At 46.1% G+C, this 25,571-nt stretch carries 27 protein-coding genes; 24 read left to right on the forward strand and 3 right to left on the reverse strand.

Annotated features, from left to right (window positions below):
* The first annotated feature begins 238 nt into the window (after positions 1-238).
* From ACZMB2_RS03120 to ACZMB2_RS03135, 4 genes are all read left to right on the forward strand, one after another.
* Complete coding sequence (locus ACZMB2_RS03120) at positions 239-1,318, forward strand: PucR family transcriptional regulator (RefSeq protein ID WP_487595470.1); 1,080 nt, start codon at positions 239-241, stop codon at positions 1,316-1,318.
* On the forward strand, positions 1,315-1,788 hold the full coding sequence (locus ACZMB2_RS03125) for a PTS sugar transporter subunit IIB (RefSeq protein WP_487595471.1): 474 nt from the start codon (positions 1,315-1,317) through the stop codon (positions 1,786-1,788). Before ACZMB2_RS03120 ends, ACZMB2_RS03125 begins: the two co-directional genes overlap by 4 nt.
* Positions 1,789-1,892: 104 nt before the next feature.
* Positions 1,893-3,827 carry a 1,4-alpha-glucan branching protein GlgB gene (glgB, locus tag ACZMB2_RS03130; RefSeq protein WP_487595472.1) on the forward strand — a complete coding sequence of 645 codons (1,935 nt, stop codon included), beginning with the start codon at positions 1,893-1,895 and terminating at the stop codon, positions 3,825-3,827.
* Between the two features lie 111 nt (positions 3,828-3,938).
* Positions 3,939-4,277, forward strand: a complete 339-nt coding sequence (locus ACZMB2_RS03135; RefSeq protein WP_487595473.1) for a hypothetical protein — start codon at positions 3,939-3,941, stop codon at positions 4,275-4,277.
* A gap of 58 nt (positions 4,278-4,335) precedes the next feature.
* Here ACZMB2_RS03135 and ACZMB2_RS03140 read toward each other — a convergent pair whose 3' ends face one another.
* Entirely contained in the window at positions 4,336-5,259 is a 924-nt protein-coding gene (locus ACZMB2_RS03140) for a ferredoxin-like domain-containing protein (RefSeq protein WP_487595474.1), read from the reverse strand.
* Positions 5,260-5,377: 118 nt separating this feature from the next.
* Between ACZMB2_RS03140 and ACZMB2_RS03145 the strand changes: the two genes are divergently transcribed.
* Both ACZMB2_RS03145 and ACZMB2_RS03150 read left to right on the forward strand, forming a co-directional pair.
* Complete coding sequence (locus tag ACZMB2_RS03145; protein ID WP_487595475.1) at positions 5,378-5,584, forward strand: LysR family transcriptional regulator; 207 nt, start codon at positions 5,378-5,380, stop codon at positions 5,582-5,584.
* A 9-nt stretch (positions 5,585-5,593) separates the two neighbouring features.
* The gene (locus ACZMB2_RS03150; protein WP_487595476.1) at positions 5,594-6,289 is read left to right on the forward strand and encodes a LysR substrate-binding domain-containing protein; all 696 of its coding nucleotides are present in this window, start codon (positions 5,594-5,596) and stop codon (positions 6,287-6,289) included.
* 2 nt (positions 6,290-6,291) lie between these two features.
* Here ACZMB2_RS03150 and ACZMB2_RS03155 read toward each other — a convergent pair whose 3' ends face one another.
* Complete coding sequence (locus ACZMB2_RS03155; protein ID WP_487595477.1) at positions 6,292-7,035, reverse strand: O-fucosyltransferase family protein; 744 nt, start codon at positions 7,033-7,035, stop codon at positions 6,292-6,294.
* 94 nt (positions 7,036-7,129) lie between these two features.
* Here ACZMB2_RS03155 and ACZMB2_RS03160 point away from each other — a divergent pair, with 94 nt between their 5' ends.
* The 12 genes from ACZMB2_RS03160 to ACZMB2_RS03215 all read left to right on the forward strand — a co-directional run bounded on the left by ACZMB2_RS03160 (position 7,130) and on the right by ACZMB2_RS03215 (position 18,829).
* A complete protein-coding gene (locus ACZMB2_RS03160; protein ID WP_487595478.1) occupies positions 7,130-8,338 on the forward strand; it encodes a glycosyltransferase in 1,209 nt (402 codons plus the stop codon).
* Positions 8,339-9,085: a glycosyltransferase family 2 protein gene (locus ACZMB2_RS03165; RefSeq protein WP_487595479.1), complete on the forward strand. Its 747-nt coding sequence runs from the start codon at positions 8,339-8,341 to the stop codon at positions 9,083-9,085. It abuts the gene before it with no gap.
* A gap of 51 nt (positions 9,086-9,136) precedes the next feature.
* Positions 9,137-9,826: a glycosyltransferase family 2 protein gene (locus ACZMB2_RS03170; protein ID WP_487595480.1), complete on the forward strand. Its 690-nt coding sequence runs from the start codon at positions 9,137-9,139 to the stop codon at positions 9,824-9,826.
* A gap of 16 nt (positions 9,827-9,842) precedes the next feature.
* Positions 9,843-10,247 (forward strand): DUF2304 domain-containing protein, encoded by a 405-nt coding sequence (locus ACZMB2_RS03175; RefSeq protein ID WP_308459628.1) that lies wholly within the window; start codon positions 9,843-9,845, stop codon positions 10,245-10,247.
* Positions 10,216-11,073 (forward strand): dTDP-4-dehydrorhamnose reductase, encoded by an 858-nt coding sequence (rfbD, locus tag ACZMB2_RS03180; RefSeq protein ID WP_118770363.1) that lies wholly within the window; start codon positions 10,216-10,218, stop codon positions 11,071-11,073. The genes ACZMB2_RS03175 and rfbD overlap by 32 nt, the downstream gene beginning before the upstream one ends.
* 8 nt (positions 11,074-11,081) lie before the next feature.
* Positions 11,082-12,041, forward strand: coding sequence for a glycosyltransferase family 2 protein (locus tag ACZMB2_RS03185; protein WP_487595481.1), 960 nt, complete (start codon positions 11,082-11,084; stop codon positions 12,039-12,041).
* A gap of 72 nt (positions 12,042-12,113) precedes the next feature.
* Positions 12,114-13,298 carry a putative hexosyltransferase gene (locus ACZMB2_RS03190; RefSeq protein WP_487595482.1) on the forward strand — a complete coding sequence of 395 codons (1,185 nt, stop codon included), beginning with the start codon at positions 12,114-12,116 and terminating at the stop codon, positions 13,296-13,298.
* Positions 13,295-14,320, forward strand: coding sequence for a hypothetical protein (locus tag ACZMB2_RS03195; RefSeq protein ID WP_487595483.1), 1,026 nt, complete (start codon positions 13,295-13,297; stop codon positions 14,318-14,320). The genes ACZMB2_RS03190 and ACZMB2_RS03195 overlap by 4 nt, the downstream gene beginning before the upstream one ends.
* Positions 14,302-15,459 carry an acyltransferase family protein gene (locus ACZMB2_RS03200; protein WP_487595484.1) on the forward strand — a complete coding sequence of 386 codons (1,158 nt, stop codon included), beginning with the start codon at positions 14,302-14,304 and terminating at the stop codon, positions 15,457-15,459. Before ACZMB2_RS03195 ends, ACZMB2_RS03200 begins: the two co-directional genes overlap by 19 nt.
* Entirely contained in the window at positions 15,428-16,510 is a 1,083-nt protein-coding gene (locus tag ACZMB2_RS03205; protein ID WP_487595485.1) for an acyltransferase family protein, read from the forward strand. The genes ACZMB2_RS03200 and ACZMB2_RS03205 overlap by 32 nt, the downstream gene beginning before the upstream one ends.
* 224 nt (positions 16,511-16,734) lie before the next feature.
* The gene (locus ACZMB2_RS03210) at positions 16,735-17,433 is read left to right on the forward strand and encodes a polysaccharide deacetylase family protein (RefSeq protein WP_487595486.1); all 699 of its coding nucleotides are present in this window, start codon (positions 16,735-16,737) and stop codon (positions 17,431-17,433) included.
* A 73-nt stretch (positions 17,434-17,506) separates the two neighbouring features.
* Positions 17,507-18,829 carry a replication-associated recombination protein A gene (locus tag ACZMB2_RS03215; protein ID WP_487595487.1) on the forward strand — a complete coding sequence of 441 codons (1,323 nt, stop codon included), beginning with the start codon at positions 17,507-17,509 and terminating at the stop codon, positions 18,827-18,829.
* A 45-nt stretch (positions 18,830-18,874) separates the two neighbouring features.
* Here ACZMB2_RS03215 and ACZMB2_RS03220 read toward each other — a convergent pair whose 3' ends face one another.
* Positions 18,875-19,549 (reverse strand): N-acetylmuramoyl-L-alanine amidase, encoded by a 675-nt coding sequence (locus ACZMB2_RS03220; protein ID WP_487595488.1) that lies wholly within the window; start codon positions 19,547-19,549, stop codon positions 18,875-18,877.
* 141 nt (positions 19,550-19,690) lie between these two features.
* Between ACZMB2_RS03220 and ACZMB2_RS03225 the strand changes: the two genes are divergently transcribed.
* The 6 genes from ACZMB2_RS03225 to ACZMB2_RS03250 all read left to right on the forward strand — a co-directional run bounded on the left by ACZMB2_RS03225 (position 19,691) and on the right by ACZMB2_RS03250 (position 25,565).
* Entirely contained in the window at positions 19,691-20,623 is a 933-nt protein-coding gene (locus ACZMB2_RS03225) for a DMT family transporter (protein WP_487595489.1), read from the forward strand.
* Entirely contained in the window at positions 20,613-21,371 is a 759-nt protein-coding gene (locus ACZMB2_RS03230) for an RNA polymerase sigma factor region1.1 domain-containing protein (protein ID WP_487595490.1), read from the forward strand. Before ACZMB2_RS03225 ends, ACZMB2_RS03230 begins: the two co-directional genes overlap by 11 nt.
* Positions 21,372-22,292, forward strand: a complete 921-nt coding sequence (locus tag ACZMB2_RS03235) for an NYN domain-containing protein (protein ID WP_487595491.1) — start codon at positions 21,372-21,374, stop codon at positions 22,290-22,292. It begins immediately after the preceding gene.
* 20 nt (positions 22,293-22,312) lie between these two features.
* A complete protein-coding gene (locus ACZMB2_RS03240; protein WP_487595492.1) occupies positions 22,313-23,161 on the forward strand; it encodes a MurR/RpiR family transcriptional regulator in 849 nt (282 codons plus the stop codon).
* Positions 23,162-23,383: 222 nt separating this feature from the next.
* Positions 23,384-24,340: a phosphotriesterase family protein gene (locus ACZMB2_RS03245; RefSeq protein WP_487595493.1), complete on the forward strand. Its 957-nt coding sequence runs from the start codon at positions 23,384-23,386 to the stop codon at positions 24,338-24,340.
* Between the two features lie 52 nt (positions 24,341-24,392).
* Positions 24,393-25,565, forward strand: a complete 1,173-nt coding sequence (locus ACZMB2_RS03250) for a substrate-binding domain-containing protein (protein WP_487595494.1) — start codon at positions 24,393-24,395, stop codon at positions 25,563-25,565.
* Positions 25,566-25,571 lie beyond the last annotated feature (6 nt).

Here is a 25,571-nt window from a genome sequence, read left to right on the forward strand (position 1 = left end):
GTCGCATAAACTGATTATACCACGAACGCCGGGCTTTTCGAAGCTCGGCGTTTTGTGTTGGATATATAAAATGAGCTGCCGCACGTTAGTGCGACAGCCCCCTCTTTTTGTGTGCCGGAAGAATCCATGAAAACAGTTGCCAATATTGTAAAAAGAATCGTATAATAGCCTTTGTAGTAATATGCAATAAACGTTGAGAAGAGGATTCCACGTAGATATGTCGGGGGACAGAAAATAGATGATTATCGACAGTGTATTTCAGGAATTTGTGAAAGTGGTACAGGAAAACAAAAATTATACCATTGGACTTTTGAACGGCGATGGAATTGTGACAGCCTGCAGCGACAAAGAGCAGGTAGGATCGATCCACAATATTTACGGAAGGGATGCCAACAATTTGTTTTATCCCATACGTGTAAAAAATATAGAGTATGGATGGCTGTGGATTTACGGCAAGGATGAAAATCTGGAAATGATGGGAAATCTCATCAATGATTCCTTGAATATCCGGATGAACTATGAGGTCACCCAGAACATGATGCGGGAGAATGCTACAGAGGATGACCATCTCATGAAGCTTCTGCTGGATGATGAATTTGACAGGGATGAAGTGCTGCAGATTGCGGATCGGATGAAGTTTGACAGGCAGCAGTCCCGGGTGGCAATTTATCTTTATAATGAAAAGGGATATGACAGCGCCAGGACTATGCGGCTGAAGATGCTTCCGGAAGGGAAGAATCTTTTATGCTCGCTTCTCGATAAATATGCGCTTCTGATTTTTTATCCCATTTCGGATGCGCTGGACAATGAGCAGATGAAGGCGGAAATCCGGAGGGTGCTGATCACACTGGAAAACATGGAGCTGACCGGCAGTGGCTTTTGGGTTGGCTCTGTTCAGAAAAAATTAAAAAATTACAAAGAAAGTTATAACCATTGTCTGTGGCTGAAAGATAATACCAAAAAACAGAAAGGAGAAATTACCTTTTTCTGCGACTACGTATATGAATTTTTCCAGTCACGGATTCATTTAAATGACATCAAAGGGGTATTTGATTATTATTGGGAGAGTAGTAAAGGGGTGGACATCGACGAGCTGGTCCGTATTGCCAATGCCATGTTTGAAAATAATTTTAATATTTCACAGGCGGCGGACAGCATGTCTCTGCACAAAAACACATTACTTTATAAACTGAAAAAGTATGAGACGGCATTTCATATTGAAATCAGGGGAGATTTTAAAGGCGGGTTTTTATTTGTACTGATTGCTTCTTTAATGAAAGAATATCAGAAGAGACGACAGATAGGGGAGAAATTATGAGTAAAAAGGTGTCTCTGGCACGTGTTGATAAAGAGTTGCTGCGTGCGACGACAAATATGAACTGGAATTTAACTGCAGTGGATTATATGGTGGTGGTTGGAGCTGATTATGTGAATGACCCGTTTACGGAGAGCATTATGCAGCTGTGCCTGCCTAACATTATTCGGGTCAAAATCCTGCGGAAAGAGGACTTGTCTGCATTTTTACAGAAGGATGAAGGACGCAAAGAAGCCCGGGTTATGATTATTTTTAAAGATCTGGCTACGGCGGAACAGTGTATCCGAAAGGGATGTCCGTTGGAGGAACTGCAGGTTCCCTATCCACCGGTGGAAGTGGGGGGAAAGAAAAAGCTTTCGGCCTACTTTAATGAGGAGGAGATAGAATGTATTCGCAGAATTCAGGGCTGTGGAACCAGACTGTATTTTCAGACGCTGCCCTATCAGGCGAAGGATTATGGCAGTTTTGTATAAAATTACTATAAAAGTGAAAGTTTTGCTGTGAAAATACAGCAGAATGTGATAGAATGATGCTATCATAGAGAATTGGACAGAACTGTCTACAGAGGGGAAGACATATGGGTAAGAATTCAACGAGCAAAGACACCGTGAAGCGTCCGTGGTGTGCCATAACGGATATGGATCAGTATCTTTTCGGAGAAGGCACGCACTATGAACTTTACAAAAAACTTGGCGCACATCCGGCGGAATACGAAGGAGAGCAGGGGGTATATTTTGCAGTCTGGGCACCTCATGCAAAAGGTGTCAGAGTCATTGGAGAATTTAATTGCTGGGGAAGTGACGGATACCGCATGAACCGGCTGGAGCCGTTGGGAATTTATGAAGCATTTGTTCCTGGTCTGAGGGAAGGCTGCATGTATAAATATCTGATCGAGACGGAGAGCGGAGAGTATCTCTATAAAGCTGATCCTTTTGCATTTTATGCTGAGAAGCGTCCGGGAACGGCGTCCCGTGTAACGGATATTGATCATTTTACCTGGCATGATGAGCGGTGGATGGAAAAAAGAAAGAGCTGGAATGCAGCGGAAGGAGCCCTTTCTATTTATGAAGTACACCCAGGTTCCTGGAGGCGCCATCCCCATGATGAGGATGAGGATGGTTTTTACAATTACAGAGAATTTGCAGAAGAATTGACAGAATATGTAAAAGATATGGGGTACACCCATGTGGAACTTATGGGGATTGCAGAGCATCCTTTTGATGGCTCCTGGGGATATCAGGTGACCGGATATTTTGCACCTACCTCCCGTTACGGAACACCGGAAGATTTTCAGTATATGATGGATTATTTCCATAAGCATGGCATTGGTGTTATTCTGGATTGGGTTCCTGCTCATTTTCCAAAAGATGCCCATGGACTTGCCAACTTTGACGGGCAGCCCCTCTTTGAGCATCCGGACAGCAGAAAAGGTGAGCATCCGGATTGGGGAACTAAGATCTTTAATTATGAAAAATCAGAAGTGCGTAATTTTCTCATTGCCAATGCGTTATTCTGGTTCAATGAATACCATGTAGATGGACTCCGCGTGGATGCAGTGGCATCCATGTTGTATCTGGACTATGGAAAACAGGATGGTCAATGGGTTGCCAATAAATACGGCGGCAATCAGAATCTGGAGGCTATCTGGTTCTTTAAACATCTCAATTCTCTGATTCGGGGAAGAAATGACGGAGCCATGATGATCGCGGAGGAATCCACTGCATGGCCTAATGTGACCAAAGACGTGAAGGATGATGGTCTTGGATTTACCTTCAAATGGAATATGGGCTGGATGAATGATTTTCTGGAATATATGAAGTTGGATCCATATTTCAGGAAGGACAACCATAACAAGATGACCTTTGCCATGAGTTATGCATGCAGTGAGAATTATATTCTGGTGTTGTCCCATGATGAGGTTGTACATCTGAAGTGCTCCATGCTTAACAAGATGCCGGGGTATCCGGACGATAAATATGCGAACCTGAAGGCTGGTTATGCTTTCATGTTCGGTCACTCCGGTAAGAAGCTTTTGTTTATGGGCAATGAGTTCGCGCAGCTGCAGGAATGGAGCGAAGCGAGAGAATTGGACTGGTTCCTGTTGAAGGAAGACCGCCACAAAGAGATGCAGAATTTTGTAAAGGCACTGCTTCATATGTATCGCAAGTACAAATGCCTTTATGAGCTGGATGACAGCTGGGACGGATTCCAGTGGATCAATGCAGATGACTGCTACCGAAGCATTTTCAGCTTTGTGAGATACAGCAAGAGCAAACGTAAGAATCTGCTTTTTGTTGTAAACTTTACACCGATAGAGCGCCAGGATTATCGGGTAGGGGTGCCAAAAAAGAAGAAATACAAACTGATTCTGGACGGCGACGCAGAAGAGTTCGGAGGCAATGGAAGAAAGCGTCCTGAGCTCTATGAAGCACGGAAGGGAGACTGCGATAATCAGAAATATTATGTGGAGTATCCATTGAGTGCATATGGAATTGCAGTCTTTGAGTTTTAATTTTTTCGAAAATCTTAAAGAAATCCTAATTTTTTGGACACAAAATGGACACAAAGATTCGGTATCCTGTCACACGTAGTAAAAAATAAGCCTAACGAGGAGGAAAAGACTATGAAAAAGAAATGGCTTGTATTATGCTGCGTAGGAATGTTAAGTGCATTTGCTATGACTGGATGCGGATCTTCCGCAGATACCACTGCTCCGGCTGAGGAGACCCAGGAGGTAGAAGATACCACAGAGGCAGAGGACACTACAGAAGCAGAAGATGCAACTGAGGAAGAGACTGCTGTAGAGGAGGAAACTCCGGCAGCAGGTGAGGAGACCGAGGAAGCAGCAGAGGACGCTGATGCAGCAGATGCAGAAGCAGAGGATGCAACCGAGGAAAATGCAGCAGCTGATGATGCACAGGAAGAAGTTCCGGCAGAGGATGCTGAGGCAGCTCAGGAATAATAGAAAGAATAAGAAAGGGACCGCTTCGTATGGAGCGGTCCTTTTTCAATATGTGTGATTATTTACTGAGGATTTCTTCTTTTCTTTCCAGTAGTTCATTGGAGAGCAGTTGTTTTTCTACGTTATCGAATCCAAGACGGTCGATGGTGCATGCAAAACGCTCTCCCGGTTTTCCCTGTTCACGGAATAGAAGGATGGCTTTCTCAATCACATCGAGAGCCTCTGCTTTGGAGGTAAACACTTTGTGGAGTGCTTTTCCGTGGGAAATCTGTTTGCCCCAACGTCCGCCGATATAGATTTTAAATCCATATTCGCCGTCTATGATGGAGTCAAAGCGGCAGTGGCCGACACAGCGGCCGCAGTTTTTACAGATATCCTTGTCAATCTGCATAACGCCGTCGACTAATTTCGGGGCGCCGTTGGGACAGGCTTCAGCGACAGAACATTTCTTACATCCTTTACAGCGGGATGCGTCATAGGTCGGAATTCTCTGACCGATAATACCCAGGTCGTTCAGGTTTGGTTTTACACAGTTATTGGGACATCCGCCTACTGCAATTTTGAATTTGTGCGGAAGCTTGTAAGCGCGGTATCCTTTGTAGAAACGTTTGTGGATTTCCTCGGAGAGTGCGAAGGAATCCAGAAGTCCATACTGGCAGGTGGTTCCTTTACAGGATACAATCGGACGTACCAGTGGACCGGTTCCTCCTGTTTCCAGACCTTCCTTTGCCAGATATTCCTGGAATGCCTCAATATTTTCATAAGGGATGCCCTGCACCTCCACGGTCTGACGGGTAGTAAATGTAAGAATGCCGTTTCCAAATTTTTCAGCGGCTTCTGCAAGACAGCGCTGCTGGGCAGCGGTTACTTTTCCATTGACAGTGATGACACGGGCTGAGAAATTATCGGTTCCTTTATTGCTCAGGAAACCCATGCCTTTTAAACGTTTTTCTTCGTCTTTGCTGACAGTTAATGTTGCCACGATGGTTCCTCCTTTTTTGTAGTTATCTTCACTATAGCACTTGCTGGTGTATTTGAAAAATGATATTATTTGATAGAAACAATAGGTTTTACCTATAGATAAGAGTGAGGAAATACATATGACTATTCGGCATCTGAATATATTTTTAGCCGTGGCAGAGCATGGCACCATGAGCGCGGCGGCGGAGCATCTTTATCTATCCCAACCGACGGTGAGCCAGGCGGTTCGTGAGCTGGAGCAGCACTATCACTGTCTGCTGTTTGAGCGTCTGGGAAAAAAACTGTATCTGACCGATCAGGGAAGACTGCTGCTTGACAAATCCTAGGAGGTGGTCATGCAGTTCCGGGAGCTGGAAGAACTTATGTGGAATCAGGGCCAGATACCGGTGATGAAACTGGGAAGTACTCTGACGGTGGGAACCTGCCTGACGCCGAAGATCATTCTGGAGTTGGAGCAGGCAGTGCCGGGACTGGAAGTTTATTCCTTTGTGAGCAATACAGAGGAAATTGAGCAGAAGCTTCTGAAAGCGGAACTGGATGCAGCAGTCGTGGAAGGAGAGATTACTTCTCCGGATCTCATTGTGATTCCCATTATCGATGATATGCTGGTATTGACAGCGGGAATCCATCATCCATTTTATGAGAAGAAACAATTGCGTACAGAGGAGTTGAATGGCGAGCGGTTTGCCATGAGAGAGCAGGGAAGCGGAACGAGAAAACTGTTTGAAGAATACGCGGAGCACCACGGCCTTTCTATCAAGGTAACCTGGGAGGCAAACTGTCCCAGGACCATCATCAATGCGGTGCTTTATCATAAAGTATTGTCAGTGATGTCTCTGCGTCTTTTAAAACATGAGATCCGGCATCAGCGCGTCCGGATCTTTTATAACGAACATAAAGAATGGGACCGGAAGTTCAAGCTGGTCTATCATAAAAATAAATTCCTGACGCCGGCTATTTATGAATTAGAAAAACTCCTCTGGCAGTATAAAACCATGGAACTGCCGGAGAAGTGGGGGGTGCTGCACTAAATTTACTCTCCCGCAATCACCTTCGGAATATGGTGCATATCCGCTGCGATGTCCGTAAAAGAACTGAAAAAGCTTCCGATGATCTTCCGGGTGGAAGCAAGACAGTAGAGGTCAAGCAGGGCGTCGTGCATGCCATCTACGCTGTCGCGGCGGAGGCAGCGGTTCTCATTGGAGAGAATCCGTCCTGGGAATGCTTCCCGAAGTCGTTTCTCTTCTTCCATATCGTCGGTGGCCAGATAGAACATCGTCGCCGGATCAGCCTCCAGTTCCTGCTTCATGGAATGGATAAAGGCATCCGTGGAGCTTTTGCCGATGGCAGGCTGGTTGTCTGTGCGGCGGATGTGCACTCCGACGCAGGAAGAACCGAAGCGGGAAGTGATGCTGTCGATCCGTTTCTGAAGCCGCTCGGTGGGAACGAAGAGGTGATAGTCTTCGGAGGGATAAAACCATTCCCAGGTAAAAATATATGTTTTTCCGGTAAGAGATGCCACATAATCTGGATCCAGACACCCATCGGAATTCCGGTGTGCCAGAATGGTTTCGTTGGTCAGATAATTTTTTGCCGTCTTCTGGTGAAAGAGCTTTCGCGGATCGGCCACGGAATGAATGCTGGTGATTTTAAATTCGGTCACCGGCTGAAATAATGACTCAAAGGGGCAGTTCAGCTCTGCATTGCAGTTCCACAGAATCTGAAGCTTTTCTTTCCGTTCCCGGGCCAGTTTCCATCCGGAATTAATCACCCGCATTCTATTGCATAAACCGCCGGAAGGTTGTATGATTATCATTGAATTACCTCGCTTATACTAAAGTTAAAAAGAGTATAGCACAGAAAGGTCAGGAATGAAAGTTTTACAGATCAGCACCGTATGCGGCAGCGGCAGCGTAGGGCGCATTACTGTGGATATTTATCATACATTGGAAAAACAGGGGGATGACTGCCTCATTGCCTATGGCAGAAGAACCGCGCCGAAAGGTGTACATGCATTTTGCTTTGGCTCCCCTGTCAGCATGGGGCTTCATGTGCTGTCTACGTTTTTTAAGGGTGAGCATGGATTTGCATCGGCATCAGCTACCAGAAAACTGATCCGTAAGATCGAGGAATGGAATCCGGACGTGATTCAGCTTCACAACATTCATGGATTTGTCCTGCAGACGGAACTCTTATTTGACTATCTGAAAAAAGCGGGAAAGCCGGTGGTGTGGACCCTTCACGACTGCTGGCCTTACACCGGGCACTGTGCGTTCTATGATTATAACAACTGTGGACAGTGGCGGGATGGATGCAAAGACTGCAAAGAGTATCGAAATACTTATCCTTATGCATTATTTAAAAATAATACGGCGAACAATTATAAAAGAAAAAGGGCGGCCTTTACCGGTGTGGCGAACCTTACCATTGTGACGCCCTCCCGATGGCTGGCGGACGAAGTGAAACAGTCTTTCTTAAAAGACTATCCAGTACAGGTCATTCCTAATGGGGTAGATCAGACGATTTTCCGGCCAACAGAAAATGATCTCCGGAAAAAACTGGGGTTGGAGCATAGTTTTGTGATTCTCGGTGTAGCCAATGTGTGGGAGCGGCGGAAAGGACTATCTTATTTCTGCGGGCTTGCGAAAAAACTGCCGGAAGACTGTAAGATCATTTTGATTGGATTAAACGAAAAGCAGATCAGGGAACTGCCAGAAGAGATCATTGGCATCACCCGGACGGAAAATGCGGAAGAACTGGCTGGATACTATTCCATGGCAGATGTGTTTGTCAATGCCACGCTGGAAGATAATTTTCCGACCACTAATCTGGAGGCATTATCCTGCGGAACGCCGGTCATTACCTTTGAGACCGGAGGAAGCCCGGAGAGTCTCGATAAGACCTGCGGCCGGGTGGTGAAAAAAGGAGATGCAGAGGCATTGTTGCAGGCAATCCTTGCCGAGAGGGAGCATCCCATGAGAAAAGAAGACTGCCTTACGAGGGCGGTACAATATGAGAAAAATGACCGTTTTATGGAATATGCAGCGCTGTATTACAGGCTGTGGGGTCAGGGAGAATAGATGAATACATTTCCAAAAGTATCGGTAGTAACTACTACCTATAATGATATTGAAAATCTGAAGCGGATTCTTGCAGAGGTGAAAAAACAGACCTATCCGAATATCGAGCACATTATTGTGGACGGTGGGTCCACGGACGGCACGGTGGATCTTTTAAAAGAACTGGAAGAAAAAGAGCCGGGCCGCATTTCCTGGATGTCGGAAAAGGACAATGGTATCTACGATGCCATCAATAAAGGCATCTGCATGGCAACAGGTGATATTGTGGGCTGCTGTTTTGACCGGTATGCAGACGAGGGCGTACTCATGCGCATGGTGGAGATCATGGAAAAAGAGGGTACGGATGGCGTGCATGGAGATCTCTGCTATATGGATGGTGATCGGATCGTCCGGAAATGGCATCAGGGCCAGGGGGTGATTCGAAGCGGCTGGATGCCGGGACATCCGACCTTGTATCTGAAAAAAGAGGTTTACGACAAGTTCGGTCTGTACCGGACAGATTACCGGATTTCCGGGGATTATGAGTTTATGGTCCGCATTTTATATCGGAAAGAGGTAACACTTTCTTATTTACCGGAAATACTGATTTATATGTCCCATGGAGGTACCAGCACCAACAGTCTGGGGGCCTATGTGGAATCTATGATGGAAGGACACCGGGCGCTGGTGGAAAATCATGTTCCTTTTGCATGGGTAACGGATTTGTGCAGGGTAGTGCGGGTGCTGTCACAGTTTGTCATTCGGTAAGATCTGTGGTACAATAAAGGATAGTGAACCTAATCAGGAGAAGAAAAAAGTATGAAAAAACTTGTAATTATTCCGGCTTTCAATGAGAGTGGGAGTATTTTGCGGGCAGTACAGGATATAAAAGAACACGCGCCGGGTTTTGATTATGTGGTCATCAACGACTGTTCTACAGATGATACGCTGCAGGTATGCCAGAAAAACGGATTGAATCATGTGAATCTTTCCGTGAATCTTGGCATTGGCGGAGCGGTGCAGACGGGATACCTTTACGGCTGTCAGAACCATTATGATGTGGCAGTGCAGTTTGATGGGGATGGACAGCACGATGCGGCTTATCTCGAGCAGATGGCGGAAGAACTGGTGCGAACAGGCAGTGATATGGTCATCGGCTCCCGCTTTATTGAGAAAGAAGGATTCCAGTCTTCCGGATTGCGGAGAGTGGGCATCCGGTATTTTTCCACCCTGATCCGTCTGGTGACCGGGGCGAGAGTGACAGATCCCACATCCGGCATGCGGATGGTGAACCGGGATGTCATGAAGATTTATGCGGAGAATTATCCGAAAGACTATCCGGAACCGGAGAGTGTGGTGGCGATTCTTCGGAAAAAGAAGAAAGTAACGGAGCTTCCGGTGATTATGAGGGAGAGAGAAGAGGGAACTTCCTCTATTGCAGGACCGAAATCCGCTTATTATATGATAAAAGTAACCCTTGCAATTTTTATGGAAACCTTAAGACGCTAGAGAGGAGAGTGGGATTATGATGACACTGAAACTTCAGATCGTCATTGCAATTGCCATTCTGGCGATTCTGGCGGTTCTGGTTAATATGATACGGAAACGGAGCCTGGAGCTGAAATATGCACTGGTCTGGATGATGGTGCTGGCGGCACTGTTGATCTTTGACTGTGCTCCGGTACTTTTAAATATCGTATCGAATTTTCTGGGAATCTATGCACCGGTAAACATGATCTTCTTTCTGGGATTTTGTTTTTCGCTGTTGATTATATTTTCGCTGACAGTAGCGCTGTCCCGTCTGTCCAACAGTGTGCGGACACTGGATCAGATGGTGGCACTGAATGAAAAAAGACTGCAGGACCTTGAGCAGGAACTGAAAAAGGAGAAGGAAAAAAATGAAGAAAAAACTGATCATCACAGGATGTAACGGACAGCTTGGAAGAGCAATCAATAAGGAACTGGCGCCCCACAGCGAGTATGAACTGGTGAATACCGATGTGGCAGAACTTGACATCACCGATATTGACAAAGTCATGGAGCTGGCAAGAGAGGTAAAACCCTATGCAATCCTGAACTGTGCTGCATTTACCAATGTAAACGGATGCGAGACTGCCGGTGACATCGTATGGAAAATCAATGCATTAGGACCGAGAAACTTAAGTATCGCAGCAACAGAAGTCGGTGCAAAGATGCTTCATATTTCTACGGACTATGTCTTCGACGGACACGGAACCAGACCCTACACTGAATTCGATACTCCGGATCCCCAGAGTGCTTACGGTGTGACAAAACTGGCCGGTGAGAAATTCGTACAGCAGTTTGCAAAAGAGTTCTTCATCATCCGTACTGCATGGCTCTACGGCGATGGCAATAACTTTGTAAAGACCATGCTGAAACTGTCCGAAAACCATGACGTGGTCCGCGTGGTGAAAGATCAGCTGGGAACTCCGACCAGTGCAGCAGAGCTTGCAAAGGCTATGGCTTATCTGCTTCCGACGGAGAACTACGGCATTTTCCACGGCACCTGTGAAGGAGATACCAACTGGGCAGATTTCACGGACGAGATTTTCCGCCTGGCAGGAAAGAGCACCAAAGTTGACCATATTACCACGGAAGAGTATGTAAAAGACAATCCGGCATCTGCCAATCGTCCGGCTTACTCGATTCTTGATAACTTCATGTTCCGTCTGACCGGAGATTTCCGTTTTGCAGACTGGCATGATGCCATTGAGGAATATATCCGCGGACTGTAAGGAAGAGAATGATGGAAAGAGAAAAGAATGATATTTTGTATCTGGTAGTGCCCTGCTATAACGAGCAGGAAGTGCTTCCGGAGACTTCCAAAAGGCTGAAAGAAAAGATGGAAAGTCTCATGGAACGGAATCTGATCTCCAGAGACAGCCGGATTATGTTTGTAAATGATGGTTCCAAAGACCGTACCTGGTCCATGATCGAAGAGCTTCATGAGCAGGATCCAATCTTTGCAGGAGTCAAGCTTTCCAGAAACAGAGGGCATCAGAATGCGCTGCTTGGAGGATTGATGACTGCCAAAGAGTATGCAGATATGACCATTTCCCTGGATGCAGATCTGCAGGATGATATCGATGTTATCGATCAGATGGTGGAGAAATATTATGATGGCTGTGAGATTGTCTATGGTGTGCGTTCCGCGCGTACGACAGATACCTTTTTCAAACGGTTCACAGCAGAGAGTTTCTATCATATGATCAGTATGATGGGCGGAGAGATCGTTTTCAATCATGCAGATTATCGTCTCATGAGCAAACGTGCGCTGGAAGAGATGGCGAAGTATAAAGAAGTGAACCTGTTCCTCCGCGGTATCGTTCCCATGATCGGATTCAAGACGGATGTGGTGACTTATGAGCGCCATGAACGTATGGCAGGAGAGTCCAAGTATCCGCTGAAGAAGATGCTGGCACTGGCTATCGACGGTATTACATCCCTGTCCACGAAGCCGATCCGGTTTATTGTATTTCTGGGGCTGTTCATTTTCCTGTGCAGCATCGGTATGCTGATCTATTCTCTGGTACAGCATTTTCTTGGACATACCAGTATCGGATGGACGTCTCTCATTGTATCTATCTGGGCCATTGGAGGCCTGCAGCTTCTGGCCATCGGTGTGATCGGCGAGTATATCGGCAAGATCTATCTGGAGACCAAAGCGCGTCCGAGATATATTATTGAAAAAGTACTGAATTAGTAAATGGTCGCCGGCAGGCGGAAAGAGGATTGCGTCTTTCGTCTGCCGGCTTTGTATACAGGAGTTTATTTTATGAATCAGGAGAAAAAAACAGAAAAATCGGATCTTTTGTTTCTGGTACTGATTACCATACTGGCGGTGGCAGTCCGGCTGGCGGTCCGCACCTTTGTGGCGGAGGACTGGAGTGTCTACTGGAGTGACTGGCTGGCCCGGCTTTCCGAAGGGGGATTCAGGGCACTGGCAGATGATTTTTACGACTACGCGCCGCCGGTTATGTATATTTTGTATTTCATTACACTGCTTCCGGTCAATGCCATGACTGCTTTTAAAGGACTCTGCTGTCTGCTGGATTTTGCAGGGGCGGCCCTTATCGGACGGATGGTGACAGAGTGCAGCGGCAGCAGAAAGCGGGGATATCTGGCTTATGGCGTGTTCCTGTTCCTTCCAACGGTGATCTTAAATGCAGCAGTCTGGTCTCAGTGCGATATTATTTACACGCTGCTTATCCTGGCCAGTGTATATTATCTCATGAATAACCGGACCTGGAGGGGGATGTGGTTCTACGGAGCGGCTTTTGCGGTAAAATTACAGACGCTGTTTATTTTTCCGTTTCTGGTGATTCTCTGGGTGAGGAAAAAGGTGGATCTAAAACATTTTATTACGATTCCGGTTATGTATTTTGTGGGCATTCTTCCGGCATGGATTGCCGGGCGCCCTTTTAAGGAACTGATCGGCATTTATGCATTTCAGGGGGGAAAGGACCGATGGTCTCTGTCCATCAAGTTCCCGAACATTTATCAGATCATAGGAAATAATTTCTTCCTGGACGAGTATGTGAAAGCAGGTATGCTGCTGATCCTTGGAATTCTCATGATGGTCATGTTCTATCTGGCCTATCAGAAGGTGCAGGTCACAAGGGAATATGTGATTTTGATGGTTGTCTTTTTCGGTATGCTGACTACGTATTTCATTCCCCATATGCATGAGCGGTATCTTTATGTGACGGATGCATTTTTACTGATCTATACGCTGCTACGACCGAAGCGTTTTCCACTGTTTGTCACGGCCTCCTTTCTGACGGTAGTGGGCTATGCTCAGTATCTGACCAAACAGCTGCCGCTGGTATCCTACGGAGCGCTGGCATTTATCCAGCTGTTTCTTCTGGTGAGGATCGGTCTTGATCTGTGGGAATATATCCACGACCCGGGGAATATTCTTGCAGACAATGTGGAAGAAGGGAGGGAGATTCTTCGATGAAGGTGGATAACTTCTTAAGAGAGCTGCTATTTCGGAAATTCCGGATTGCAGGAATGACCTTTGATTTTCTGGAGGCATTATTGGCGGTCTGCATCACGGGCGTGGGACTGGTGCTTCGCACTTCGTTCCCGGACAGCGGTATGCCGCATCCCCTTTATCTGCTGGCAGAATGGTATCTGGCGGTGGCAGGTGCCATGCTTGTCCATCAGATCACTGGAAATGGACGAAAGAGTCTTCTGACCTACAGTGTGTTACTGATTCTTCCGACGGTGATTGCGGATGGAACGATTTTAAGAAATAATGCCTGTGTGGGAGCCCTGCTTATAGTAAGTGCGCTTCTCTTTCTGGAAAATGGCTGTGGATGGCTGTTTTCGGTGGTATTGTCAGCGGCACTGCTTCTGCATGTGCGGTATGTGGGACTCCTTGCAGTCTGTATGCTGCTGTGGCAGATGAGAAAACTGAACAATCTGCAACTGGTGCTGCCGATTATGGCGGCTGCAGCCCGTGCTGTATACAGTTACCGGGTATGGATGGGAGCTGGATATACGCTGACGACCTTCCACTGGCCCAATATCTATGAGATCATTGGAAATACGTCCATGCAGGGGCAGTCCTTCGAACCGCTTGCCACGGTAGGCCTTTTCCTGACTTTTGGACTTCTGGTGATCGGTGTGTGGGTATTTTCCCAGAGCAAATGGGAAGAACAGACGTCTCCCATGATTCTGGAACTGATGTTGTTCTTTGGCCTTGCTGCCGCATATTTCCTGCCCTATATGGATCAGACTGCAGGTTATCTGTTCTGTGTGCTGGCGGTGATGTTTGCATTTACAGAGCCGAAATGGTTCCTGGTGCCGGTATTTTTACAGATCGTAACCTTTGCCGGATACCAGGAGGCGGTGAATGGGGAATCCATGATGCCTATGTGGGTATTTGCAGTGATTCAGCTTGGAATTCTGGCATTGTTCGCAGTGCACCTTCTGAAAAAAGCGAAAGTGGTGGATCTATGCAGCAGAATAAATTAGTCTACCTGGACGGACTGAAGGGGTTTGGATGCGTGTGCGTGTTCCTGACCCATTTTGTCTTTGCCTTTTATTACGGGATGTATCACTATCAGTCGGAAGCCTGTCATTTGCCGGACAATCTGGATATTGTTATTGGAAAATCACCGCTCAATCTTCTCTTTAACGGAAATACAGCGGTACGGCTGTTTCTTGTGATCAGTGGCTTTGTATTGTGCAGAAGTTTTTTCGCGACCGGGGATAAGAACCGGTTAAAAAGAAGCGCGGCAAAACGGTATTTCCGGCTGATGCCAACAGTACTTGTAGTGAATGTGGTCATCTGGCTTGCCATGGCACTGGGGCTTTATCAAAATGGTCCTGCGGCAGCACTGGCCGGTTCGGAAGAGTGGTTTGCCGGGTTCAATGCCTTTGCACCGTCTTTTGTGGAAATGCTTAAGGAATCCCTGTATGGCTGCTTTTTATTCGGCACCAATAAATATAATGGCGTGTTGTGGACCCTGCAGATGCTGTTTTTGGGTGCATATCTTGACTATGCCTGTGCGGCATTGCTTAGTGGAAAGAAATGGCGCTGGATTGTTTACGGGGTGCTGGCAGTGGCGCTGCTCAGAACAGATTTTATCGGTATTTTCCTCGGATATGTGCTTTGTGATTTTATGTATACAAACTGGAAAGCGAAAGAAAATATATGCAGCAGTAAAATGTTGAACTGGGTGTTTTTCGCAGTGGGACTTTACTTCATGTGCTACCCTTCTGCAGGATTTGGCTACGAGGGAACGATCTGGGGAATTCTGCCTTTTGTATTTGTCAATTACTATCACCTGTTTGGGGTATTGTTGTTTGTGTTTTCTGTGCTTAATCTGGAGCCGGTGCAGCAGTTTTTCTCCTTGGGAGTATTTCAGTATCTGGGACGAATTTCCTATTCCCTGTATCTGATTCATTTTCTGGTCATTGCCACATTGGGGTCCTGGTTCTTCCTGATTGCGGAACCGCTGTATGGTTATAATCTGACCTGTTTCCTGAATCTGATTCTGATCAGTGCAGTTACCGGGCTGCTATCGGAATTATCTGTACGATATGTGGAACCGTTGGGAAAGAAAGGAGAAGCCTTCATTGAAGAATGGATGTTTAGAAAACACGAATAATGCCCACCCTAAGAACTTTGGGCTGAATTCTTCCGGACGGCTGGAATGGCTGGATTTTGGAAAAGCCATGGGTATCCTGGTGGTGCTTCTGGTGCATGCTGGCTGCAGGCTTGGACTTGTCACTTACTATGGCGGCATGTTCTATATGCCTATTTTCTTTGTGGCAGCCGGTTATACCTTTCGGGTAAAAGAAGGAGAATCCTATGGAACGTTTCTTCTGAAAAAAGCAAAACGTCTCCTCATTCCCTACTTTGGAACCAGTGCCTTTCTCTGGGTGTTTTTCTGGGTAAAGGATTGCGTGCTGGGCGGAATACCGGGAGATTTAAAACTTACTTCTCTGTTCGGAATCCTCTATTCCCGGAACCAGATGTGGAGAGTCGGTGATGCCAGCTCCAATCCGGTGCTGATGGATCTTTTAAATTCCCCGCTCTGGTTTCTGACAGCGTTGTTCCTTGTCTATGCCTGGTACGGACTCATCAGCAGGAGTCAGAAAAAATACTGGCTGCTGGGAGGAGGTCTTGCAGTATCGGTGATCTGGCATTATGCGACGCCGCTGTTATTGCCCTGGAGTCTGGAAACAGCGCCCTATTTTGCCGTGTTCTTTGCGGCAGGGGAGAAATTAAAAGAATGGGGCGGTGTGAAGACGTTGACTAACGATATCCGTCTTGGAATTGCGTGCATGAACTTCTTTTTGCTGCTGGGATTTTTAAGCGGCAGTGTGAATCTGTCCTGTGGAAATTATGGAGTGAGCATGCTTCTCTATCTGGCGGTAGGAATCTTTGGTTCCTACACCATATTCGTCATCGGAGACCGGCTGGAAGCAAGATGTCCGCAAGTGATGCGGGCATGTGGTCTGGTGGGCCGGCAGACGTTACCGATTCTTTGCTTTCACATGTTCCTCTATATGTTCCTCCAGACCGGAGCAGGTGTGCTGGGGCTGGGAGACGGACTGACCAAAATAGTGATGATGGTGGGAAGTCTGGTGGCGCTGACAGCAGCCGGATGCGGATGGGAATATCTGAACAAAAGAAAAAGGCCTTTGCGGCCTTGATTTTCGAGGGAGTGGAGGATTCTTTCGAATCCTCCAAGTGTTATGAATGAAATACGGATATGTCGTCCTTACAAACATTACTATACCAATGAATTGTGTCTAAAGTATGGAAAGGTTCTAAAAGAATTCTAAAGTAAATAAAGAATTCTGGAACCATTTCTTAAAGGGAATTTAAAAGGTTTTCCACACATATACTGAAATGATGGAAGATTCCGGGGTTTAGGATGAAACGATGGAGCTTGGGAATCCTGCTGGTAATGGCAGTGGTGTGGATATGGGCAGCAAAGAAAGATGAGAGAGCAGGAGCAGAACCGGAGGAGATGATTCCGGTGGAACATCTGGTGCTGCCAGAAGAGAAAAAAACAGAAAAGAAGCGGATTGCGCTGACCTTTGATGATGGTCCGCATCCTATTTACACGCCGCAGATGCTGGAACTTCTGAAAGAAGAACAGGTGCCTGCGACGTTTTTTCTTCTGGGGGAAAATGTGGAACTATATGGGGATGTGGTAAAAGAGATTGCCAAAGAAGGACATCTGATTGGGAATCACACCTACCATCATGTGCAGATCACGTCCCTTTCGCTGGAGGAGGCGTGCAAAGAAATCCAGGAGACCAGCGATCTCATCGAAGAATTGACCGGAACCGGGACCGAATATGTGCGTCCCCCTTTTGGAACATGGAATGAGGAACTGGAAGAGCGCCTGAATCTGATTCCGGTCATGTGGAGCATTGACACGAAAGACTGGACTACCCAGAATGTGGACTGGATTGTCCGGAAAACAGTGAAGCATGCGGAGGATCATGACATTATCCTCATGCATGACAGTTACCAGAGCACGGTAGATGCAGTGAAGCGGGTCATTGAGCAGCTGGAGGCGGAAGGTTTTGAGTTTGTGACCGTGGATGAGATTATTATGGATTAAAAAATTTGCCAGTGGAAGAGCAAGAGACTATAATAGAACTGTAGCAGAAAAAAGATAACAGAGGAATTTACCTATGGATTTATTTGATTATATGAGAACGAACACTATGAAATCCGAGGCACCACTGGCATCAAGGATGCGGCCGGTGACATTGGATGAGATCGTGGGACAGCAGCATATTATCGGTCATGACAAACTGCTCTATCGGGCGATCAAGGCCGATAAACTGCGTTCGGTAATCTTCTACGGACCGCCAGGAACAGGAAAGACCACCATTGCCAAAGTGATTGCCCATACCACAAGTGCGGAGTTTACACAGATTAATGCCACAGTGGCAGGAAAGAAAGATATGGAGGAGGTAGTCCGGCAGGCGAAGGATAATCTCGGCATGTATGGTAAGAGGACGATCCTTTTTGTGGATGAGATTCACCGTTTTAATAAAGGACAGCAGGATTACCTTCTTCCGTTTGTGGAGGATGGAACGCTGATCCTTATCGGAGCAACCACGGAAAATCCTTATTTTGAGGTGAATGGAGCTCTTCTCTCCCGATCCATCATTTTTGAACTGAAAGCGCTGGAGAAAGAGGATATTAAGAAGCTTTTACACCGTGCACTTACCGATATGGAAAAGGGAATGGGCGCATATGATGCAGTGGCGGATGAAGATGCCCTGGAATTCCTGGCGGATATTGCAGGTGGTGATGCCAGAAATGCACTGAATGCTCTGGAGCTTGGAATCCTCACTACAGAGAGGTCGGCGGATGGGAAGATCCACATTACGCTTCCGGTGGCTTCTGAGTGTATTCAGAAGAAGACGGTGCGATATGATAAAGGCGGGGATAATCATTATGACACCATCTCGGCATTTATTAAGAGTATGCGGGGAACCGATCCGGATGCAGCGGTCTTTTATTTGGCAAAAATGCTGTACGCAGGGGAAGATATTAAATTCATTGCCAGAAGAATCATGATCTGCGCGTCAGAAGATGTGGGAAATGCAGATCCCCAGGCGCTGCAGGTGGCCGTAGCGGCGGCCCAGGCAGTAGAACGGGTGGGAATGCCGGAGGCACAGATCATTCTGTCTCAGGCAGCTTCTTATGTGGCTTCTGCGCCGAAGAGCAATGCGGCCTGCAATGCGGTATTTGACGCTATGGAAGTGGTAAAGACAACGACTACCACGGTTCCGGTGCATTTGCAGGACAAGCATTATGGCGGAGCGGAGAAGCTGGGCCATGGGGTAGGTTATCTGTATGCTCATGATTTCCCGGAGCACTATGTAAAACAGCAGTACCTGCCGGACGAATTGGTGGGACGTACCTTCTATCATCCATCGGAAAATGGATATGAGAAGCAGATTGGAGAACGATTAAGACGGCTGAGAAGCCGGGAAGAATAAGACAAAGTCCGGAGTGTATTTTAACTCCGGACTTTTGCGTGAATATTATTCTGTTACAATCCATGTATTATATCCCATGCGCTTCAGCTCTTGTTCCAGATCTACCGCATTCTGCAGTTGGTAGAATGAACCAACCTGTACACGATACAGTGGGTGATGGGCGGAAGCGGGTGTTTCTTCAGGACTATCCTTCAAAGTATCCATGATACCGTCTGCAATGGCCTGGGCAATTTCTTCAAAATGGGTGTCGAAGCGTTCGTTATCGGTTGTACTGTCAAGAAATCCGACTTCCAGGAGTAAAGCAGGCATGGTGGTGTGCCTGAGAACAGCCAGATTCGGACGTGCTTCCACACTGATATTTCGGAAACCGATGCCTTCCAGATTCTGATTGATATTTTCTGCCATGGTAAGCTTCAGACCGCTCAAATCGTACAGCAGTGTCTGTACACCCTCGTACTGTCCAGGATAGGATCCCATGTTCCTGTGGAAAGAGACAAAGAGATCTGCGCCGGACTGATTGGCAATCTGGGCTTTCTGCGTCACAGACTGCACCACATTTCCCGTGCGGGTATATTCCACATCGTAACCGCTCTGGGATAAAATATTTCCAACGGCCATTGCAAGGCGCAGCACGTCATCACTCTCCCGCCTTCCTTCGTACACGGCACCGGGATCAGTCATCCCATTGTGCCCTGGGTCCAGCATGATTTTTGTTGCCATAACTGTCATGCTCCCTACCGTCTTTTTTTATTTATACGGGAAAAATTGAATTTCGTGACAGGGAATCCCTCGTTAAAACTGGATTTTTTTCCCTGAATAGGGTATGATAACCTTGAAAAAACTATTGGAGAAATAATCAAAATGAACACAGAAAAAGACAAAAAGATACGGGGAGTTGTATTGACATTACTGGGAGGAATTCTGTGGGGGTTTTGCGGAAGCTGCGGACAGTTTCTGTTTCAGTTTAAGGAGGTAAATTCGGACTGGCTGGTTCCTATCCGGCTTACAGGAGCTGGGCTTCTGATTTTGATCGTATTGTGGATAAAAGAGAAAAAAAAGATATTTGAAGTATGGAAGAATCCGGCAGGGAGAAGGGATATTCTTATTTTTTCCCTGTTTGGCATGATGCTTTGCCAGTATGCGTATTTTACGACGATTCAATATTCTAATGCGGGGACGGCGACCGTATTGCAATATACCGGACCGGCCATGATTCTTGTGTGGATCTGCCTGCGGATGAGAAGAAAACCGAAATTGTATGAGATCATTGCACTGCTTTGCTCCATGACAGGAACGTTTATTTTGGCAACTCATGGAAATGTATCACAGCTGGCAATTCCGGCAAAAGCATTGCTCTGGGGACTTCTGGCAGCAGTGGCCTTGGTGGTTTATACGCTTCAGCCGGCTGAACTTATGAAAAAATATACAACGATCCAGACATTGGGGTGGGGAATGTTCGTCGGTGGAGGTGTGCTGATGCTGCTTCGCCGTCCGTGGAATGTGCATCCGGTGATAGATGGTCAGACGGTTCTGGCTATGGCAGGGATCATTTTGCTTGGAACTATTTGTGCGTTTTATTTTTATCTGCAGGGAGTACAGTTGGTGGGAGCATCCAATGCCAGCATGCATGCCTGCGTGGAACCGGTGGCAGCTACGGTTATTTCCGTTGTATGGCTGCATGTGGAATTTCAAATGATGGACCTTCTGGGATTTATCTTTGTACTTTCCACGGTATTTATTGTATCGCTTAACCAGAAAAAAGAAGAGGAGGGTGTCCGCAGTAATGGACGATAAATTAAAATTTCAGGAAGCACTGGTATCATTGCAGAGCCGCGCGGAGGAGCAAGGAGGCGTGCTCACTATAGAAGAAATGCAGGACTGCCTGAAAAATATGAATTTTAATCAGGAACAATTGGGAATGATTTCTGCATATCTGACTGGAAAGGGAATTCACGTAGAAGGGGCAGAACTCCCGAAAGAAGAGCAGAAACCCTATACGGAAGAGGAAGAAGAGTTTCTTGTCCAGTACAGAAAAGAATTAAAATCTGCCCGCCGCCAGCCGGAAGATCGATTGGAAATATTATGGCAGCAGGTAAAGCAGGGAGAGAGAGCTGCAAGAGAACTGCTGGCTGAACATTATATGGAAAAGGTACTTGCTGTGGCAGAAGAATATGCCCATCAGGGAATACTGATTCAGGATCTGGTACAGGAAGGAAGTCTGGGACTTCTTATGGGATTGAACAGTTTTGGACAGCCAGAAGATCTGGAACCGGAAGAACATCTGGAACGGGAGATTCGTAAGAGTATCCGCCAGGCTATGGAAGAGCAGAATGGGGAGAGCAGTGTTGGCGAGGAAGTGACCAGAAAGCTGAACCGGCTTGCAGATTCTATTACGGAGCTTACCGAAGATCTTGGACGGCAGATTACACCGGATGAACTGTCGGTTTATCTGGAAATGCCGCTGGAAGAGATTGAAGACCTTCTTCGTATTGCAGGTGACACCATCGAGATGGCAGACACAGGCAGTCAGAAGGAGTCCTAGATGGAGATGGAAGAAAAACTGCAGTTCGCTGTACTTATTGATGCGGAAAATATCAGTGCCCGCTATGCACAGATGATTTTTGATGAGCTGGAGAAGTATGGATTTGCTTCCTGCAGACGCATTTACGGAAACTGGTCTAAGGAAAACGGATGGAAAGAAAATATTTTACTGGAATATTCCGTAACGCCTATCCAGCAGTTCTCCTATACCACAGGAAAAAACAGCACGGACATGGCTATGGTCATTGATGCCATGGATCTTTTGTATCAGAATAAAGTAGATGGCTTTTGCTTGGTAACTAGTGACAGTGATTTTACGAGGCTGGCCATGCGGCTTCGTGAAGAAAAAAAGTTTGTGCTTGGCATGGGGGAATCCAAGACACCACTGGCTCTGACCAGAGCCTGCAACAAATTCGTTCATCTGGATCTTATCGGGGAAGCCAGAGGAGCAGGTATGAGTGAGGACAGTGCAGAAAATAGTGTGACCAGTATAGAGACGGTAGTGAGCGCCATCACCGGAATGCTGAATGAAGGCGGTGGAGAAGAACTGGAGCTGAGCCTGGTGGGTCAGCGTTTGTCCGATAAATTTCCGGATTTTGATGTTCGAAATTACGGCTACTCCAAGTTGAGTGTATTTCTCACGGAGGAGATTCCCATGCTGCGGGTACATCGTGAAAACGGGCATTACCGGGTGGGCAAAAGCGAGGAGATTTCCCGTGAACAGATTGAACGGGAAGTGATTTCCATTATAAAAGAAAATGGCGGTACGGTTGACAATCTGGCAATGATCAATGAAGAACTGAAAACCCGTTACAGCGGTTTTGATCAGAAAGATTATGGGTACAGCCGGATTTCCGGATTTTTGAGAAGTATCCGGGGATTAAGCGTAGACGGCAATGTGGTGAGACTGAAGAAAAAATAAAAAAGATGAAAGGGAAGGTTATGAACAGGACATCATGCATTGTGAACATTCAGAGTAAAATGAAAGTTCTGACAGGCTCAGAAAAAAAAGTTGCAGAATACGTATTGAAAAACTATATGAGGGTATTGGATTTTACGGTGACAGAGCTGGCTGAGAAAGCCGGTGTCAGTGATGCCACGGTGGTGCGTTTCTGCCGCAGCGTCGGATACAAAGGATATCAGGACATGAAAATCAATTTGGCACAGGATGCCATTGTGCCCCACAAACATTTGAATAATTCGCTGGAAGAAAGGGATACACCGGAACAGATCGTAACGAAGGTGATCCGCTCTGAGATCGAGACGTTGGAAGAAACGATCCATATTCTTGATATGGATGAACTGGAACAGGCTGCTAAGGCTATCAAAAATGCAGATAAAGTAGTATTTTTTGGCTCCGGCGGCAGTATCATGGTAGCCCATGACGCTCTCCACAAGTTGTTGAAAATAGGAATCTGCTGTATCGTAGAGGAGGATGCAGATGTGCAGGCGATGGAATCTGCGCTTTTGAAAAAGGGAGATGTGGCCGTTGGTATTTCCCATTCCGGAACCAATAAAGGAGTTCTGGAATGCTTGCGGAATGCCAAGGCCAATGGGGCAACGACGGTCGGGCTGACTACTTACGGCAAATCACCCATGCAGCGTCTGTGCGACTACGTGCTCATGACTTCCACGAAGGAAACTGTTTTCAAGTCTGAGTCCGTAACCGCAAGAATCGCCCAGCTGGCAGTCATCGATTCTCTGGTGGCGGTTATTTCCTTTATGGATTATGATGCAGCATATGCAGCTATTCAGAAGACGAGAAATGCAACGTCGTCCCATAAGTTTTAATTTTATATGATGTAGTACTGAAAAAGATGCGGAAACAATTTCTGCATCTTTTTTTTGCGTAAATATAAAAGAAAGTGGTGTTTGTGCATTATGCATAAATAGATACTGAAAAATTGAAAACAATATACAAAAATGTAAAAAAATATTGAAAGAAAATTACAAATATGATAATGTTAAAAATATCAAAAAGAAAATAATTTTCAAAAAGGAGGAGGGATGAACTTGTATTCTTTTGAATCGGTGTTGGGAACAATTACAGAAAAAGAAATGGGGCATACACAGCCGCATGAACATGTGTATATCGTTGGAACAATTGATCAGATTCGTTGTAAGGAAATATGTATTAACAATTTTCCCGCATCCATGGAAGAACTGAAACTGTACAAAGAAGCAGGCGGAAGCGCAGTTGTAGATGCGAATCCGTTGGCAACAGGACGAGATGCACTGGCACTAAAAGATTTGTCCCGCTTAACCGGAGTACAGATTCTTGCTACAACAGGTTATCATATTCCAAAGTTTTATCCAGAAAATCACTGGATCTGGAGCACTCCTGTTAATAAACTCGCTGATTTATTTACAGAAGAACTGGAAACAGGGATGTATCAGGATGGAACCTGGTATTGGCCAGAATATAAGACAAATATTCGTGCTGGTCTAATCAAAGCTATGATTAACGATGAGGGATTAAAAAATCCGAAAACAGTTGAACTTTTGACCGCAGCAGGAATGGCGGCAAAGAGAACTGGTGCACCACTGATGCTTCATACAGAAGGTGTAGATGTATTGGAAGCCATTGATTTGCTGGCAGGAAAAATCGGAGTTTCTGAAAAAAAATTACTGATTTGCCATGTAGACAGGCAGGTAAAAGATTACCAAATCCATGAAGAAGTTGCCAGAACTGGTGTGTTTATGGAATACGATACGATCACTTTATTCGAATTTCATAATGTGGCTTCGGAGATCCAGATGCTGCGGCATATGATTGATAAAGGATATTTGAATCAGATTCTGATTTCCACAGACCCGACGACAGACAGAATGAAAAACTATTTTGGATATATAGGGATTGATTATATTCTAACAGAATTCATTCCGTTGTTGAAGAAAACCGGATTTTCAGAAAAAGAAATCCATCAGATTACCCATGAGAATGCCTGGAAGGCGTTATCAAGAAACTAGGTCAGGTATTAATACCGGAAACGGTTAGGATACAAAAAAGGAGGAAAAAGAAATGAAAAGAAAAATGCTGAGTGTACTTTTAAGTGCAGCAATTGTTGCATCAATGGCTGGTTGTGGAAAGTCTGATACAGGCGCATCCACAGATGTTGCTGCAGAAACAACAACAGAAGCTAGTGCAGAGAGCACGACAGATGATTCCGCAGTTCCGGCACAGTTTGCAGCTGGTTGGGGAGATGCATCACAGGCATTTGATCCGCTGACAGTGGAAGAGACCTGGACATTTGATGAAATGCGTGAGAACTTAGGCGCAATTCCTTCAACTGATAAGGAAATCCATCTTGGTGCAACAATCCGTTCTGTAGATAATGTTTACTGGCAGGCACTGAGTGATGGTTATGAAGCAATGGCTGAGAAATTAACCGCAGGCGGAATTGCAACGACCATGGATGTACAGGCTCCGATGGGTGAGTCTGATACGGAAGGTCAGCTGGCTAACATGAAAGACCAGGTTCGTCAGGGTGTAGATCTGATTCTTGCATCTCCGATTTCTACTTCTAACTGTACAGAGGCAGTGGAGAACGCTCATAGAGATAATATTCCTACAATTGCTGTAAATAACGAGTTTAATGGCGCAGACATGTTCATCGGACCGAATTCTTATGACGAGGGCGTTGTAGCAGCTGACTGGGCAAACGAGAACATTGGTGATGGTGAGTGCGCAATTATCATGGGTCTGGCAGGAACTGATGTAGTTAAAAACCGTACGAATGGATTCAGCGAGAGACTGGAAGAACTTGGATCTAAGATCACGGTTGTAGACAGCCAGAATGCTGACTGGGATCGTAATACAGCAAAAGACGTTGCAGCAACCATGCTGAAAACCTATCCGGACCTGAAGATTATCTGCTGTAACAATGATGTAATGGCAATGGGTGCTCTGGAAGCAGTAAAAGAGAGTGGAAAAACTCTGAATCAGGATGTGTATGTAATCGGTATGGATGGTACAGACGAGGCTTATGAGTCTATCAGAGCAAATGAGCTTTCTGCAACTGTTAGTATGTATCCGCTGTATGAGTCTCAGATGGCTACTGAGTGTGCGGTAAGAATTCTGCTTGGACAGGAAATGCCGTCTGTAATCTGGACTCCGGCTATGGTAACAGATGCGACAAACGTAGATACTGATGAAGCTGATGTTATTGGATGGACCGATCCGATTTTTGAGTAATTAACA

The organism is Hominiventricola sp. (assembly GCF_057604405.1).

Coding starts and splice junctions, on each gene's coding strand:
- ACZMB2_RS03120 (WP_487595470.1), top strand. CDS start 239: ATGATTATCGACAGTGTATTTCAGGAATTTGTGAAAGTGGTACAGGAA.
- ACZMB2_RS03125 (WP_487595471.1), top strand. CDS start 1,315: ATGAGTAAAAAGGTGTCTCTGGCACGTGTTGATAAAGAGTTGCTGCGT.
- glgB (WP_487595472.1), top strand. CDS start 1,893: ATGGGTAAGAATTCAACGAGCAAAGACACCGTGAAGCGTCCGTGGTGT.
- ACZMB2_RS03135 (WP_487595473.1), top strand. CDS start 3,939: ATGAAAAAGAAATGGCTTGTATTATGCTGCGTAGGAATGTTAAGTGCA.
- ACZMB2_RS03145 (WP_487595475.1), top strand. CDS start 5,378: ATGACTATTCGGCATCTGAATATATTTTTAGCCGTGGCAGAGCATGGC.
- ACZMB2_RS03150 (WP_487595476.1), top strand. CDS start 5,594: ATGCAGTTCCGGGAGCTGGAAGAACTTATGTGGAATCAGGGCCAGATA.
- ACZMB2_RS03155 (WP_487595477.1), bottom strand. CDS start 7,035: ATGCGGGTGATTAATTCCGGATGGAAACTGGCCCGGGAACGGAAAGAA.
- ACZMB2_RS03160 (WP_487595478.1), top strand. CDS start 7,130: ATGAAAGTTTTACAGATCAGCACCGTATGCGGCAGCGGCAGCGTAGGG.
- ACZMB2_RS03165 (WP_487595479.1), top strand. CDS start 8,339: ATGAATACATTTCCAAAAGTATCGGTAGTAACTACTACCTATAATGAT.
- ACZMB2_RS03170 (WP_487595480.1), top strand. CDS start 9,137: ATGAAAAAACTTGTAATTATTCCGGCTTTCAATGAGAGTGGGAGTATT.
- ACZMB2_RS03175 (WP_308459628.1), top strand. CDS start 9,843: ATGATGACACTGAAACTTCAGATCGTCATTGCAATTGCCATTCTGGCG.
- rfbD (WP_118770363.1), top strand. CDS start 10,216: ATGAAGAAAAAACTGATCATCACAGGATGTAACGGACAGCTTGGAAGA.
- ACZMB2_RS03185 (WP_487595481.1), top strand. CDS start 11,082: ATGATGGAAAGAGAAAAGAATGATATTTTGTATCTGGTAGTGCCCTGC.
- ACZMB2_RS03190 (WP_487595482.1), top strand. CDS start 12,114: ATGAATCAGGAGAAAAAAACAGAAAAATCGGATCTTTTGTTTCTGGTA.
- ACZMB2_RS03195 (WP_487595483.1), top strand. CDS start 13,295: ATGAAGGTGGATAACTTCTTAAGAGAGCTGCTATTTCGGAAATTCCGG.
- ACZMB2_RS03200 (WP_487595484.1), top strand. CDS start 14,302: ATGCAGCAGAATAAATTAGTCTACCTGGACGGACTGAAGGGGTTTGGA.
- ACZMB2_RS03210 (WP_487595486.1), top strand. CDS start 16,735: ATGAAACGATGGAGCTTGGGAATCCTGCTGGTAATGGCAGTGGTGTGG.
- ACZMB2_RS03215 (WP_487595487.1), top strand. CDS start 17,507: ATGGATTTATTTGATTATATGAGAACGAACACTATGAAATCCGAGGCA.
- ACZMB2_RS03220 (WP_487595488.1), bottom strand. CDS start 19,549: ATGGCAACAAAAATCATGCTGGACCCAGGGCACAATGGGATGACTGAT.
- ACZMB2_RS03225 (WP_487595489.1), top strand. CDS start 19,691: ATGAACACAGAAAAAGACAAAAAGATACGGGGAGTTGTATTGACATTA.
- ACZMB2_RS03230 (WP_487595490.1), top strand. CDS start 20,613: ATGGACGATAAATTAAAATTTCAGGAAGCACTGGTATCATTGCAGAGC.
- ACZMB2_RS03235 (WP_487595491.1), top strand. CDS start 21,372: ATGGAGATGGAAGAAAAACTGCAGTTCGCTGTACTTATTGATGCGGAA.
- ACZMB2_RS03240 (WP_487595492.1), top strand. CDS start 22,313: ATGAACAGGACATCATGCATTGTGAACATTCAGAGTAAAATGAAAGTT.
- ACZMB2_RS03250 (WP_487595494.1), top strand. CDS start 24,393: ATGAAAAGAAAAATGCTGAGTGTACTTTTAAGTGCAGCAATTGTTGCA.